Origin of the sequence: Dysgonomonas sp. 25 (genome assembly GCF_010501075.1) — a bacterium.
In the GTDB taxonomy this organism is placed as follows: domain Bacteria; phylum Bacteroidota; class Bacteroidia; order Bacteroidales; family Dysgonomonadaceae; genus Dysgonomonas.
The window spans coordinates 9,714-24,730 of record NZ_QVMN01000005.1 but is presented as its reverse complement, the minus strand read 5'-3'; the positions used below and the strand labels follow the sequence as shown (position 1 = coordinate 24,730).

Below are 15,017 nucleotides of genomic sequence, written 5' to 3'. Positions count from 1 at the left end.
GCTTTTCTGTATGTTTTAACAAACAGGCCTACTGTTTCGCACAGCGGACGCTGAGGCCATAAGCCTTCCTTGTTGTATTTGTCGTCTGAATAGAAATAGGAGGAAAAGCTATCTCTAAGACATCTGCTCCATTATAGCTTTGGCTGGTAGAAGCCCAATATCCGGCTTTCTGCCCAATATTAAAATTCATTTGATAACGGCCTCCGCTGGAACCGCTCCCATTGAAGCGGCCTCCCGCTAAAGGATACATCCCCACTGTCGTTGAAAAGTTGAGCGAATTGATCAAATCCCCGGGAACAGACACAGCTATCATACCAGAGGGTGTGAGCCCATCCCATGGAGATACATTTCCTACCGTATGAGGGACTTTCCAGCCTTCGGGACAAGGATCGTATATGCCTTTTGTGCCGGACACACCTCCCCAGAAGTCTGCATCTTGATTGGCATAAGGTGCTATGCCATCATAAAGCCATCCTGACCGAGATACATACATCAATGGGTCTGTGATAGTCGCCTGTAGATTCACTTTAGGATCGGCATTTGTAACCTGCTGCGTAATAGCGGTTTTAACCCCATACAATGGTATCTCGGGCGCATATCCTAAGCCCCCTCCATCAACTACTCTTCCTGCCGGATGCGGGAAAGGGTCTTTACGCCCCCATTCATAGGTGTTGCCCATTGCCAATAAGCCATCGGTTGGGTCGGCACTTAACGCACCCAAGTTGCGATCCATAAAGGTAGTCGAGTATGTACCATTGTTATACGTGTGTGTCGCCCCGCTATCATCAGGGTCATAGTCTGTCATCCAGATATGCCAACTCCAACGGATAATACCATTGACACGCACAGCTACCACGGCGTTGCCGCTCTTGAATGACTCGCCCGCACAAATAGCAGCCGGATACACGGAGATAATTGAGTTAGCCCCCTGATCTCCCCCTTGAAGGTAAGCTTCTACTAAATCTTCGGTGTCAGACCAATAGACTTCGGCTGTCAACGGGCCTATCAGTGCGAGGTTGTCAAGCAAAGCTTCATTTGCCCACACATCATAGGCTTTCTGTACAGGGATGCTGATACGCTGGTTAGGCTTCAACAAGAAAGTATTGGAGTTAGGGTCGGTCAAAGCCTTTTCCTCGGCTGTCCGCAAAGGTATCAATGGTTCCCAGCTATCGCCCGACCACACATGTATACCCTTGCATAGCCCTCCTGCTTTTTGAGTATTATACACGAGCAACCCAATGTGCTCTGCCCTTTCGGCAGCAGTAGCCATTTCGGGCGCTGAACCCATTTTCAACTTGTCAGCCGCCGAAAGAGCTACGCGCGGAAGACCTAAACCTTTGGTGGTTGAACCACTCTCTTTCAAATCGAGAATAGCTCCCGGAAGCGGAGCTTCGCCGCTTCCGATTGTTACTTGTGCATGTGACGATACAGCCCAAAACAACAAGAGCATAATAGACAGTAATTGTCGCATAATAATTCTTATGTAGTAGTTGTATTTAGTAGTATGATTATTGCTTCACGCAGCGGACGCTGAGGGCATAACCTTTTCTATGAAATTGGCCAGACGCCATCATTGGAGTGAGAGGGTCATGCCTAATCGTCATAATCATTCCCGTATGCATATCCACATTTTTTGCCGACCAATAGCTACCTTGTTCACCTATTCTTTGATTTCCCTGGAACGTAGGTTCCATATTCCAGCGGCCGCCGGATAAAGGATACGTCCCGATAGTGGAAGAAAAATCGTATGCATTAACCAGATCTCCGGTAATAGGCACATATGTCCCATCCGATATAGATATGCCATCCCAAGGGGTAACACCCGCCACTGTTTCGTGAGGCACCATCCATCCTTCGGGACAAGGATCATATGCTCCTTTTGTGCCGGACACGCCTCCCCAGAAGTCGGCATCCTGACTAAAATAAGTGAGATGCGAATCCCAGGCAAACCATGCAACTCCACCCCCATAAGCAATCGGATCTGTTATTGTGCTCTGCAGGTTCAGGTTATGAGTTGTTGTTCCAGAGTTACGAGGGTCGTTCACGATGGCTGAAGCTGTTCCATACAATGGTATCTCCGCTGCCGCCCCCATGAGCCCAGTTCCTTCCACATCCGCCGGATGCGGGAATGGATCTTTGCGCCCCCATTGATAGGTATTACCCATAGCAAGTATACCATCGGCAGGGTCGGCACTTAGCGCACCCAGATTACGATCCATAAAGGTGGTTGAGTATGTTCCATTGTTATAGGTATATGTCTTTCCGCCGCCATCAGGGTCGTAGTCCGTCATCCAGATATGCCAACTCCAACGAATTACACTATTGACACGCACAGCTACTACAGCATTACCACTCTTGAACGATTCATACGAACAGATAGATTTCGGATATACCGTGATAACAGAATTAGCGCCTTGGTCTCCTCCTGACAAAGTGACTTCGATTAAATCTTCGGTATCAGACCAATAAACTTCAGCTGTTACCGGGCCTGTCAGCGTGAGGTTATCGAGCAATGCTTCGTTTGCCCACATGTCGTAAGCTTTCTGCACAGGAATGTCGATGCTTTGGTTAGGCTTTATCAGGAAAGCATTGGAATTCGGGTCGGCCAACGCCCTTTTCTCTGCCGTTTTAAGAGGCACCAAAGCTTCCCATTTGTCACCCGTCCACACATGCATACCCTTGCACAGGTCGCCTGTTTGCTGGATGTTGTAGACTACCAACCCGATGTGATCCTGCTTCTCCGTGGCGTTGGTAATTTCGGGTGCTGTACCCATTTTCAACTTGTCGACCGCCGAAAGTGCTACGCGCGGAAGACCTAAGCCTTTGGTGGTTGTACCACTCTCTTTCAAATCAAGAATAGCTCCGGGAAGCGGAGTGTCGCCGCTTCCGATTGTTACTTGTGCATATCCTGATGTAATAACTAAAGCCCCTAACAAGAAGGCTATCACCCATTTTTTTTGCCCCAAATTCATAATCATGAATATGTTAATATTATACAAAGAACCCCTTACACCCAAATATTGAGCAAGAAATCATTAAAACTGTTAAATAAATTTCAGTAATAGAAAAACTTAGTATCTTATATCGATCACTTGTGACAGTTTCTGTTTGTATCAAGTTTTTATACTACCTACTTCAAATAATTGCATACAAAGGTAAGATTTAAAATGTAATAGACCAATAATTTAACATTTAATTATGCGTCACTTCTACAAATCTTTTATCAAAGTATCTTTTTCGGCAGCCATCAATATATCCTGCATCTTAATCATTTGGTTCCATACCCCTTTCAAAGCCCCTTCTTTATCTATGACAAAATCTTCGGAACCATATAGGTTCATCTTTTCTATCAAATAGCTTACGGATAATTTGTTAATATCCAACGCCGGTACATACGCCGGTATGAGGCCGTTATCATCGCTCGGCGTTTCGATTATAATTCCGATATTCTGAAGATAATATATCACATCGCTCATCAGCGTAGTCGGAATCTTATAAGTAGTCGATATTTCGTCGGCAGTGATAGCCTTTTCGCCATCAGCAAAGCGTTTGACAATAATGGAGGATACGGCCAACAAGATGAAATCCTTGTAGCGGCGGCTGATATTTTTCGTTTCGTGTTCGAAACTGAACTTGGAGACATTCTGATAAGCAAACGAAAGCTCTACCCCTATGAGGAAGATAAACCACGAAAGCTGCATCCACAGCAACAAGAGAGGCAAAGCGGCAAAGCTACCATAGATAGCATTATACTTCGAAATCCATATCTGCCCGCTGATATAAAGCCACTGAAACCCTTGAAAGGCAAGTCCCGAAACAATTCCCGCCAAAAAAGCCGCGCTGAATTTCACTTTTGTATTAGGAATATAGCTATACAAAAAGGTAAAAAGCATAATGGTAATAGCAACAGGCAACAGCTTGATAACAGGACTGAGGACGAAGTCTACCAATTCGAATTCGGTAGTCATATTCAACACAATAGACAACCCAGCATTGCACACGAGAAAGACGGGCGCTATAATAAACAGTGCCAGATAATCGGTGAATTGGCGGTAATAGCTACGCCCCTTTTTTATCCGCCAAATCGTATTGAAATTGTCTTCGATAGAGCCCAGCAACGAAACAACCGTATAGAGCAACATGATGATACCGACCCCCAAAAAGACGCCTCCTTTGGCATATTCGAGGGATGAATCGATAAATCCCATCACCCGGTCAATCATATCGACCTGCCCTTCGAAGTATTTTTTCAACTCTGTTTCTACCACTCCCTGGATACCAAAACCGCGTGCAATGCCAAACAACACCGCCAGAAGAGGCACAATAGACAACAACGTTTTATAGGTCAGCGCCGCCGCACGCGTATTGATTTCGGAACTGTCGATATTGCGGATGACGAGGACAAATGACTTGATAATGTTATACAAACTCATCCTCCGCGCCGAAAGCTCGTCTCCCGTAAAGCGCCATATATCGTGCGTCAGGAAACGGATTATCTTCTTTATAAAGTTGGTAATCTTCTCTATCATAACTCTATTATAATGTCTGAAACAGACAAAAGGTTTTGCCGAAGATACGATATTCTTATTTTATTTGGTTACACGAAGCTTATTTTTTGTCGCATAGAATAATTATTCAATTTTACTGAACACTTTGTTCTTTCGCTATATATTTCTTTGATATCTCAAATAAAGCATTTATATTGATATTTTTTTAGCAAAAATTTAAAATAAAAACGGATAAAAAGGCTATTATGTAATAATATTAACTATTTTTGCAGATATAGTCATCCATTAATGACTTACCCAAGATGAAAACGACAAAACTAACTATTCTCTTTTGGGAGATAGGACATTATAAAACAAATAGACGGTCAAAGATTAAGAGACCAATCCTCAGGCATATTCCAGCCTGTTAGCCTGAGGATATTTTTATCAAAGTTTTATTTATATCTAAAACATGTTGACTGATAAACGAAACGACAAGTTCAAAAAAAAACAACACTGTATCGCGTCATTTTTGTCAAGTTTAAACATATAACTATTATGAAAACAATAATAACATCATTGATTTTTATCTTATTAGGTTTTTCGGCTCTTTCAGCCCAAATAGACAGCACAGCGAATTATAAAGAAGCACAATTCCCTGGAGGAGAAAGTAAGCTAAACATGTTTATAAGAAATAATCTTGTATACCCTATCAAAGCACATGAAGCGGGTATTCAAGGAAAGGTAGTAGCCTCTTTCACAATAAGGGAAGACGGAAAAATAGAAAATATTACAATAGAAGAAAGCATTGGCAAACCATGCGACGATGAAGTTATAAACCTCATCAGGCGTATGCCTGAATGGGAGCCGGCACAACGAAATGGAAAGAATATAGCATCTCCCTTCCGCCTTCCTGTTAATTTCGGAATAGGAAAAATAGTTCCCGAGAACGGACTCGCAGCACTTAGCAATCCTCAATTTCCGGGAGGAGAGCAAGCCTTGCTTGATTTTATACAGACAAATCTTCGTTATCCAGCGAAGTCGGACGTAAAAGGGATTGCTTGGACATCCTTCACCATCACCGAGAAAGGGGAGATCAAGGATATAAAAATCATAAAAAGCCTTGGGAAAGATTATGATAAGGAAGTCAAGCGGCTGATAAAATCCATGCCCAATTGGATTCCGGCTAAATGGGGAAAGCAAAACGCTGCAGCTTTCTACGAGTTACCAATAAATTTCGGCGTAGAAGATATTACTGCAACAGAACTTCTAACAGACACGACAAACTATACACCACCTCATTTCTTTGGAGGAGAAAAGGCTATGAATGAGTTTATAATCAAAAATATGCGTTATCCCCTCGAAGCTTTGAAAAGAGACGAACAAGGTGTTGTGAAAATTTTGCTTACAATAGCAGAAGATGGCAATATAGAAAATATCAAAGTATTAGAAGGACCAAGTCGGCTGCTTATCGCTGAAGCCGTAAGAGTAACGAAATTAATGCCAAAGTGGATTCCGGCAACTCGTAATGGAGAGAATGTAACTGATACGTATACAATACCTATCAGTTTTAAAATACAATCAGGACCAGTTACAACCCGAATAATCAGGCATTAATTACAATTTCGGAATCAGTTTATTATCATCCAATTCTTTGTATATGCGGTAGCCGATATAACCAAAGACACAGCCCATAATCGTGCCCACGAGGATATCCAGCGGATAGTGCTTACCTACATAAACACGGCTATAAGCTACAACAACCGCCCAGAAGGACATCAACACCGTATAATACTTATTGCGCAGGAAAAGAGCAGTAAATATCACCAGACAGAACGAATTGGATGAGTGCGACGAATAGAAGCTATAAGAATGCTCATGGTTCTGTATGGCGTGAATAACATCATCGAACAGTTCGTTATTGATCGGGCGCGGACGGGCAACAATAACCTTTACGATGTAGTTGACAATACTGTTCATTCCCAACGAAAGAACCAGGAACGCCGAACCCCAGATACCTATTCGTCCTTTCTTGTAGACAAGGAAAGCGATAACCAGCACACAAACCACGGCCCATGTATAGCTGGAGCTGATAAACAGCATAATAGGGTCTAACCATGACAAGTGCTTGTCATTTATCCAAAGGAACAATTCCTTGTCTTTCTCGATAAGCTGTTCAATGAATGTCATTGTCATAAATATCTCAAATATACGTAAAGCAAGTATTCAGACTGCAAAATAACACTAATATTCCGTATCCCCAATATTTTTGCGGATAATTATGGTTTCTGAGAATAATTTTTATATTTGTAGCCGCAAAATCATTCAATAATTAAGCACACAACCCAAACCGGTATCTATGGCACTTAAAAACCTGCAAATCGAAAAAGTAATAATCCCCAAAGATTATGAAGAAGTTATCCTTAGCGAAAACAGAGAAAAGCTAACAAACGAACAAAAGCTGCAAGGCTTTACCAGAGGTCACCACCACAACTACTGGCGGATGCCTTCCGACGAGGGGATAGTGTTAAGCATCGCCCCTACCGAGAACAAGAAAGGCGAGAAATACCTCAAATATGAGGTAATGATACATGCCAATGACAACTTTTTCGGGGAGCTGGAGAAATACATCGAGGACAGCATAGCCGAAGACGGATATACCAAACGGAAAAAGAACTTCTGGTGGGCACACTACCTCTCAAAACGGATAGGACAAATAGACGAAGCCCTGTACAATTCCTACTCCTTCGGGGTGAATGCCCCATCTGCCGACGGTTATATGACAGCTCACCTCGACGTCGACAACCTGAAGGAATACAAGAAACTGCTGAAATACATCGCCCAGATCCTGCGCGGCCTTCATGCCCTCAAAGTGGAGGAAGAAAGAGGTATTTACCGGGCTGCCGTGGAAAACAAGAACAAAATCACCGATTACATAGACAGCATACGGCAGCACAGGGCAGAAGCCGAGAAATATCCTAAACTGTGGGAAGAAGCCGGAAAAGTACTCGAAAGATGGCCTTTATCAACCCAAAACGGCACCGTAGAATTGTTAGCCCTGATATGCAGCATCCCTCGCCGTGACAGCAAGAAAGAATTGCAGAAATTAACACATAAACTGGCTATCAAAGAGAAACTGGCAAAAAACCATAGCCTACGGGCGGAATTGTTCTTTGCCCTGCAGCAACAGATAGGCGACTATTACCTTGCCAACAGCAATGGATTCCCGACAAAACCTCTCGTGACAAAGGTTGCCAAAATACTGGCACTTGCCCTCGAAGCATTCGGATTCGGCATCTATCCCGACGGGTTAGTCACCCTCATACGCGTATTCAGCAACGATGCCGCAGAAGGCATATCCCTCGAATGGTATCAGGAAGATCCTGTCTATGATGCAGAAGAATTCGGCTATTACGATGGCATCGAGAACGAAAATTACTTAGACGTCTTCTGGGAAAAAATCGATATAGAGGAACTTATCCGGTAAAAATCACTATCTTCATAGTGGATTTGGAATATCAAGCCCACCGCCCATTATGGAATTACATTATCAACTGACAGAAAAAGACTATCTCAACTTTCAGCTCTATCATACCTCTATGGATAAAGCCGTAAGGAAGCAGCGCCGCAACACCCAAATCATTGTGGCTGTAGTAGCTGCCGTGATGGGGGCATTTTTCCTGATAAGAGGAAATACATTCTCCGGCATAGTCCTGCTGTTGTGTGCAGTTCCGTCATACTTCCTTTGCGCTTTCTATGCCAAGCTACTATACAAATTCTCCCTGCGAAACCACGTCGCAGCGCTCTATCGGAAAAGTACTCCCCGCGACGTTTCTTTAAGGATAATAAACGAAGAGACGATAGACTATCACGAGCGCGGACTGGGACAGCAGGTCAGGATAGCCGACTTAGAGGAGATAAGCGACGTGAAAGAGTATATATACCTCAAACTCGGCAATACGTCCTACATCATCATTCCCAAAGCAACATTGAGCGACCCCGACTATGTAGAGGACAAGCTAAGGCACTATGCTGCCAGATACGACGTCCCGTTCATCTACAATCCGCAATGGAAATGGAGGTAACTCCTACCCTCTCTAACTTGTCATGCTGAGTGAAATGAAGCATCTCGTCACTTTATCGGAAAGAGACTTCTCACTTTCGTTCGAAGCGACAAAAAAAGTAACATTTCTCTACTCTTTTTCGAGTGTTTTTTGTTGAGGTTACTTTTTCTCAGTGTACCTCAATGCCTCCTCTGTGGAGCTCAGTGTAACCCTTTCTTCCTCGTATAATCGGAACGGGACGCCTCCTGCTGCCGGCATGACAAACTCGTCAACTTGTACACTTGTTTACTCGTCAAGTATTTCATCATTGATAAACTTATAATTATATATTACACTATCCATTCACCCTATTACTAAATTTTATACCTTTGTCTGCTAATTAATTCTCATGAAGAAAATAACGTTATGCATCATTTTTATATGCTCCACACTATTGCTTTCATGCTCTCGGGTCGACAGCGACGCTAAAGAGGCAGCCGAAGCAGTGCAGAAATCAATAGCGTACACTGCCGAAGGCAAATTAGACAAGGCGGAAGAATACTACAAAATATACAAAAACATCGATGCCCGCTATCAGGGAACCGATGAATACATCCCCTTCCGCGAAGCATATCAACAATATATTTCAGCTAAAGAATAACCCTATATCTGCAACAATAATTTGTCATGAACGAAAATACTGTAAACGAAGAAAATAAACGAAGCCTCAATTTTATCGAGGCTATCGTAGAAAACGATATAAAAGAAGGCTTGAACGACGGACGCATACAGACGCGTTTCCCACCCGAACCGAACGGCTACCTCCACATCGGGCATGCCAAAGCTATCTGTATGGACTTCGGCATAGCACAGCAATACGGAGGCTTATGTAATCTGCGTTTCGATGACACCAACCCGTCGAAAGAAGATGTAGAATACGTAGACGCCATCATGGAGGACATCCAATGGCTCGGTTATCAATGGGAGAATGTGTTTTATGCATCCGACTACTTCCCTCAGCTGTACGATTTTGCCGTGCAATTGATAAAAGAAGGGAAAGCCTATGTAGACGAGCAATCGGCAGAAGTCATCGCCCAGCAGAAAGGAACGCCTACGCAAGCCGGGACAGACAGCCCGTTCCGCAACCGCCCGATGGAAGAAAACCTCGACCTGTTCAAGAAAATGAACGAAGGAGCATTCCCCGAAGGCTCGATGGTGTTGCGGGCAAAGATAGACATGGCCTCGTCGAATATGCACATGCGCGACCCGATTATTTACCGTATCATCGACCATCCTCACCACCGCACAGGCACCACGTGGAAGGCTTACCCGATGTATGACTTTGCACATGGGCAGTCCGATTATTTCGAAGGAGTTACACACTCGCTTTGTACGCTCGAATTTGTGGTGCATCGCCCGCTCTACGACTGGTTTATCGACCAGTTGGCTACCAACGCTTACCGACCGCATCAGTACGAATTCAACCGCCTGAACCTCACTTATACCGTGATGAGCAAGCGTAAGCTACTGCAATTAGTTCAGGAAGGGCTTGTGTCGGGATGGGACGATCCGCGTATGCCTACCATTTGCGGATTGCGCCGCAGAGGCTACACACCCGAATCGATTCATAACTTTATCGACCGCATCGGCTATACCAAATACGACGGCGTAAACGATATAGGCTTACTGGAATTTGCCGTGCGCGAAGACCTGAACAAGCGCGTCACACGCGTCTCGGCCGTACTCGATCCCGTAAAGCTGGTACTGACCAATTATCCCGAAGGGCAGACCGAACAAATGGAAGCTCAAAACAATCCGGAAGACGAAAACGCCGGAAGCCACAATATCCTGTTCTCGCGCGAACTGTATATCGAACGCGACGATTTCATGGAAGATGCGCCGAAGAAATACTTCCGTCTCACACCGGGCAACGAGGTGCGCCTCAAAAACGCTTACATCGTAAAATGCACCGGCTGCAAAAAGGACGAGAACGGCAACATTGTCGAGGTATATGCCGAGTACGATGCCAACACCCGCAGCGGAATGCCCGACAGCAACCGCAAGGTGAAAGGGACTATACACTGGGTATCGACCGAAGATTGTATCGATGCCGAAGTACGCGTATACGATCGCCTGTTCGCGGTAGAAAACCCGTCGGAAGAAAAAGACAAGGATTTCCGCGAGCTGTTGAACCCCGATTCGTTGAAAGTGCTGAAAAACTGTAAGCTCGAATCTTACCTGAAAGAGGCCAAACCGATGGACAAATTCCAATTCCAACGTTTAGGCTATTTCTGTGTCGATACGGATTCGACTGCAGACAAGCTTATTTTCAACCGCACCGTTGCACTAAAAGACTCGTGGAGCAAAGAGCAGAAAAAGCAATAAGCCACTCTTAAGCATTGGAAAAAGACATTACAGATTTAGTAAAAAAATATGAAGAACAGTTGGCATCGGGGAAAAGTATTTACTTCGATGCCGACCAGTTCGAGGATCTGGCCGATTACTACGACCAGAGCGAAAACTTCGAACGTGTCAAGCAGGTAATCAGCGACGGGTTGCGTATCCACCCCGAGAATGATTCGCTACTGCTCCGACAGGCACGCTATTTTGTCTACGACGGCGAATACAAACAAGCGCTGGAACTGCTGGGCAAGATAGCAACCGAATACAACCTCGAAACCAACCTGCTCAAAATGGAATCGTTCCTGCAACTCGACCTGCCGGCCGAAGCATACGAACAGGTGAAAGAGATATTAGAATCCGAAAGCGATTTCTTAGACAATGCGCTCGCCGAAATAGGATTCGTCTATTTAGACACCGACAACTACGAGGCCGCCATCCTCTACTTCGAGAGGAGCCTCGAATACACGCCCGAGAATTTAGAAGTTTTGAGCGACCTCGCTTATGCTTACGAAATGACCGACAATTTCGAAAAAGCAATAACGACCAACAACCGCATCCTCGATATAGACTCGTATTCGTACAACGCATGGATCAATCTGGGGCGCCTCTATTCGATGAATTCGGACTATGCCAAAGCCATAGATGCCTTCGACTTCGCACTGACGATAAACGACGAAGACACAACCGTTTGGAAACTGAAAGCACATTGCCTCACGCTGAACGGGCAAGCCGAAGAAGCTGTCCCCATATTTAAGCAGTTGCTCGAAAAAGAGCCTGACGATACCACGCTCTACTTCCTGCTCGCCGAGTGCTATTTCACGCTCGACATGTACGACGAAGCGTTGAAATACTTAGACGATTTTCAGGAGCGCGAAGGCAGCAATATGCTCGAAGCCTTGACCAAAAAGGCAACTATCTACCTCGAACTGGATCAATACGAAGAGGCGCTGTCCATCATGGAAGAAGCCTACAAAGAACATCCCGGTTCGGCAGAAGTAAACCTGATGCTGGGCGAGATAAAATACCGGTTGGAAAGCTACGACGAGGCCGAACAATTCCTGTTGAAAGCTTATGAATTGAATCCCGACAACCCCGAAACGGTCGATCGGCTGGCAATTATCAACATCAAGAAAGAGGACTTCGAGAAAGCATTGGAATACAGCAAGGAACTGTTAGACATGGAACCGCACAGCCTGCCGGCGAAACAACGGTTGGTACTCCTCTACTTCGAACTGGACAATGCTGCCGAATTCAACGAATTATTAGACAGCATGAGCGACTACGAACTGGAATCCCTTTTCCGGCTGATTTACGAAAATGAAGCAGGTGAATCGTTAGACCGCAATTCGCTTATCAACTACCTGAAAGAGGCACGCGAATGCCGCATTTTGTTCAAGAATCTGAAATATTAGCTTATTTCCTCAAAGCGTAAGTCTTCGATTTCAGGAATTCTCCGAATGCCTTTATATCGTCGTATTGGTCCTGTTCCTCCACAGAGATAGGCTCGCCGAAGTGAACGGTAACAACCTTGCCTTTTTTGTTGTTTATCTCGTGCACCAGACGCACCGTGCGCACCTGCCAGCTGATATATCCCAATATCTGGTACAACAACGAATTGCAGCCCGATATGAAGACAGGAACAACAGGAACACGTGCCCGTTTGATAAGCTTCACCGTAGAAGCTTGCCACTCGCGATCGACAACCTTTCCAGTAAGGCTCGGAAGCGAAATTCCTCCCGCAGGGAACAACCCCAACGGATGCCCTTGCGACAAGTGATCCAGACATTGCTTTACGCCTGCCACACTGGATTTGACTGCTGACATTTTGTTGCCTTTGGGGAAAGGATTCACCCCGATAAAGAATTCATCCATGGTATCTATCTGGCTCAATATCCAGTTGACCATCACTTTGAAATCCTTGAATTTGGAAGCGATTGTTTCTATCTCGATGATTCCGTCGATGTGCCCGTAAGGGTGATTGGATGTGGTGATAAATGGTTTGCCTTCGAACTGGTCGAGGACTTCTATATTTTCATATCTGCGCTCAATCTCTAATCTATCGAGCATATCGGTCACAAAAGGTAATCCCGTCAGATGCTTCGAATCGTCGTATATCTTATTGGCTTTGTTAATGCCGGAAATACTGGAGACCATTTTTATCAGCGTCTCGCCGAAACGGCCTCTGAATACGGGATGTATACCCCGTATCATATCTTTGCTTACTAATTTTTCTTTCATAAATAACAGTCAAATAATAGCATCGCGAGCGATACTTCACAAAGATTCTTTGCCTGCACGCTCATCCTTGTCGCGCTGATCGGCCATCTTCAGCAATTTAGTAAAGTCTATAATATTAATGATAAGCAATACAACACAGGCGGCTGCACCGACATACATCAAACTGCCCCTGAACAGCACTTCGGCAATCAAAAACAGGCATAGTAATATGCGCACTTCGGTCGGCCCGAACAGGTTGGAATCGATGGTATATTTGTTTACAATCTTATAGCGTAACAAAGCAATTATCATCGCCCACCCGTAGAGCGTAACAAAAGCAAAGCCTACCAACTGCCAGTAGCCTTCGGCATAAAGCAGAAATCCGAGGCCTATCAGTATATCCGTCAGCCAATCGACTGTGATATCCAGCGAAAAGCCGTACCATTTGCGGGGGGTATTGCGGTAATAGGCTACACGCCCGTCGAGCGAATCGCCAAACCAGTTAACAGCAAATCCCACAACCCCAAGCAACAAACAGTATGGATGAACATATGCAGCCAAGACAAAGCTGGCAAAGGTGAGAATGCTCCCGAAGAAGCCAATGCCTGTAAGCATATCCGAACTTATCCACGAGGGAACGCGCTGAACAAGAAAGGCCAATGTCTTTTGCTCTGAATTCCGAAGGATATTTGTCCGGCTACGGTCTTTCGTTATCTTTGATAACGCTTCCTCATTTTTGCTTTTTGTATCACTCATAGTCAATCAGTTAAACTTTATTGCATATTTTTTTGATTATCATCGTCGTCAGACTTCCGGTATCCATCGGCTTTATCGAACCAATGCACGCCTACCTTAGCTAAGTATTTCCTGAAATTGATGTCTTTATAGACAAATATTCGCTGCATATTATAATTCCAGACAAGCCCCACGATGATAGAAACTACAATTTTAGGTATTAAAAATACATTTTCGATAAAGAGATTCGGCATACTCTCGAGCGGAATCCACTTCATCACGAATTCTGTGAATAATATCGTTCCCTGCGTATTGAGAAAAATACTCCCAAACCAGACAAGGATGAACTTAATCAACACATGCGGGACATACAACCCTTTTGCTTTAAACGTCCACTTATAATTGATAAAGCAATTGAGCAAACCTCCTGCAACATTCCCGAGCAAGGTAGACAAACCATAGTAAATCCCGAATACATTGACACACAGAATACTGGTCAAGAAGTCAACCTGGCTCGATACCTGCGAAGAGAATTGAGCGCGTAAAAACGTAAAAAATCCGTTTTTGCTATTGATGGTTCTGACTGTTTTTTTTACCCAATTACTCATCCGCTCGTTGATAAGAATAGCTTATAAAGGCATAGCCGATTTAAGCAAGATTTCTTAATCGGCAAAATTAATAAAATAACCCGACTTAGGTCAACGTATTGGAGAAAAAAGCATTTTTAGTCTTTTTTTCAGTAATATATCAGCTTGAGGCTGAAAAATATAAATGAAATTGTATTATTTGTCTTTTTTTTCGTTCCTTTGCAAAATACAATTACAGGAACAATGCGGTATAATTCGACCATATTTTTATCTAACTTCCGTTTTATCAATATGATAATTTGGAAAATTGGATATCCACACACACACACACACACACGAAATATAGTCAATATTTCGGAATAATCCAAGGTTTCAGGGTAGTTTTTTCAAAGAAAAGTTACTTCGCCCTACGGGCAGTTACTTCGTGCTTCGCACAGTTACGAGTTACAAGAGATAACTTGCGAACTGCTGTACGGCTTTGCCCCTACTCGTCACTCGTAACTTGTAACTCGTCTACTAAAAAATATGCTTGTGTTAATGTCAGG

Annotated in this window: 13 protein-coding genes; 6 read left to right on the top strand and 7 right to left on the bottom strand. The window is 44.1% G+C overall.

The window, feature by feature from the left end; genetic code table 11:
- Nucleotides 1–28: 28 nt before the first annotated feature.
- The 3 genes from D0T66_RS09115 to D0T66_RS09105 form a co-directional block, all read right to left on the bottom strand.
- Nucleotides 29–1,471, bottom strand: a complete 1,443-nt coding sequence (locus D0T66_RS09115; protein ID WP_163356977.1) for a hypothetical protein — start codon at nt 1,469–1,471, stop codon at nt 29–31.
- Nucleotides 1,472–1,508: 37 nt separating this feature from the next.
- Nucleotides 1,509–2,972 carry a hypothetical protein gene (locus tag D0T66_RS09110; protein WP_163356976.1) on the bottom strand — a complete coding sequence of 488 codons (1,464 nt, stop codon included), beginning with the start codon at nt 2,970–2,972 and terminating at the stop codon, nt 1,509–1,511.
- 237 nt (nt 2,973–3,209) lie between these two features.
- Nucleotides 3,210–4,529, bottom strand: coding sequence for a YihY/virulence factor BrkB family protein (locus D0T66_RS09105; RefSeq protein ID WP_163356975.1), 1,320 nt, complete (start codon nt 4,527–4,529; stop codon nt 3,210–3,212).
- A gap of 516 nt (nt 4,530–5,045) precedes the next feature.
- On the opposite strand from D0T66_RS09105, the gene D0T66_RS09100 reads away from it, so the two are divergent.
- A complete protein-coding gene (locus D0T66_RS09100; protein WP_163356974.1) occupies nt 5,046–6,104 on the top strand; it encodes a TonB family protein in 1,059 nt (352 codons plus the stop codon).
- On the opposite strand, the gene D0T66_RS09095 is transcribed toward D0T66_RS09100, so the two are convergent.
- A complete protein-coding gene (locus D0T66_RS09095) occupies nt 6,105–6,683 on the bottom strand; it encodes a phosphatase PAP2 family protein (protein WP_163356973.1) in 579 nt (192 codons plus the stop codon).
- Nucleotides 6,684–6,846: 163 nt separating this feature from the next.
- Between D0T66_RS09095 and D0T66_RS09090 the strand changes: the two genes are divergently transcribed.
- From D0T66_RS09090 to D0T66_RS09070, 5 genes are all read left to right on the top strand, one after another.
- Nucleotides 6,847–7,974 (top strand): hypothetical protein, encoded by a 1,128-nt coding sequence (locus D0T66_RS09090; protein WP_163356972.1) that lies wholly within the window; start codon nt 6,847–6,849, stop codon nt 7,972–7,974.
- Nucleotides 7,975–8,023: 49 nt separating this feature from the next.
- On the top strand, nt 8,024–8,572 hold the full coding sequence (locus tag D0T66_RS09085; protein WP_163356971.1) for a YcxB family protein: 549 nt from the start codon (nt 8,024–8,026) through the stop codon (nt 8,570–8,572).
- 367 nt (nt 8,573–8,939) lie between these two features.
- A complete protein-coding gene (locus D0T66_RS09080; RefSeq protein WP_163356970.1) occupies nt 8,940–9,191 on the top strand; it encodes a hypothetical protein in 252 nt (83 codons plus the stop codon).
- Between the two features lie 26 nt (nt 9,192–9,217).
- Nucleotides 9,218–10,915 (top strand): glutamine--tRNA ligase/YqeY domain fusion protein, encoded by a 1,698-nt coding sequence (locus D0T66_RS09075; protein ID WP_163356969.1) that lies wholly within the window; start codon nt 9,218–9,220, stop codon nt 10,913–10,915.
- Between the two features lie 14 nt (nt 10,916–10,929).
- The gene (locus D0T66_RS09070; RefSeq protein ID WP_163356968.1) at nt 10,930–12,345 is read left to right on the top strand and encodes a tetratricopeptide repeat protein; all 1,416 of its coding nucleotides are present in this window, start codon (nt 10,930–10,932) and stop codon (nt 12,343–12,345) included.
- Nucleotide 12,346: 1 nt separating this feature from the next.
- On the opposite strand, the gene D0T66_RS09065 is transcribed toward D0T66_RS09070, so the two are convergent.
- From D0T66_RS09065 to D0T66_RS09055, 3 genes are read right to left on the bottom strand one after another with little or no spacing between them, the layout of a single operon-like run.
- Complete coding sequence (locus D0T66_RS09065) at nt 12,347–13,171, bottom strand: lysophospholipid acyltransferase family protein (RefSeq protein WP_163356967.1); 825 nt, start codon at nt 13,169–13,171, stop codon at nt 12,347–12,349.
- 36 nt (nt 13,172–13,207) lie between these two features.
- Entirely contained in the window at nt 13,208–13,906 is a 699-nt protein-coding gene (locus D0T66_RS09060) for a CDP-alcohol phosphatidyltransferase family protein (protein WP_163356966.1), read from the bottom strand.
- Nucleotides 13,907–13,923: 17 nt separating this feature from the next.
- Nucleotides 13,924–14,493: a GtrA family protein gene (locus D0T66_RS09055; RefSeq protein WP_163356965.1), complete on the bottom strand. Its 570-nt coding sequence runs from the start codon at nt 14,491–14,493 to the stop codon at nt 13,924–13,926.
- Nucleotides 14,494–15,017 lie beyond the last annotated feature (524 nt).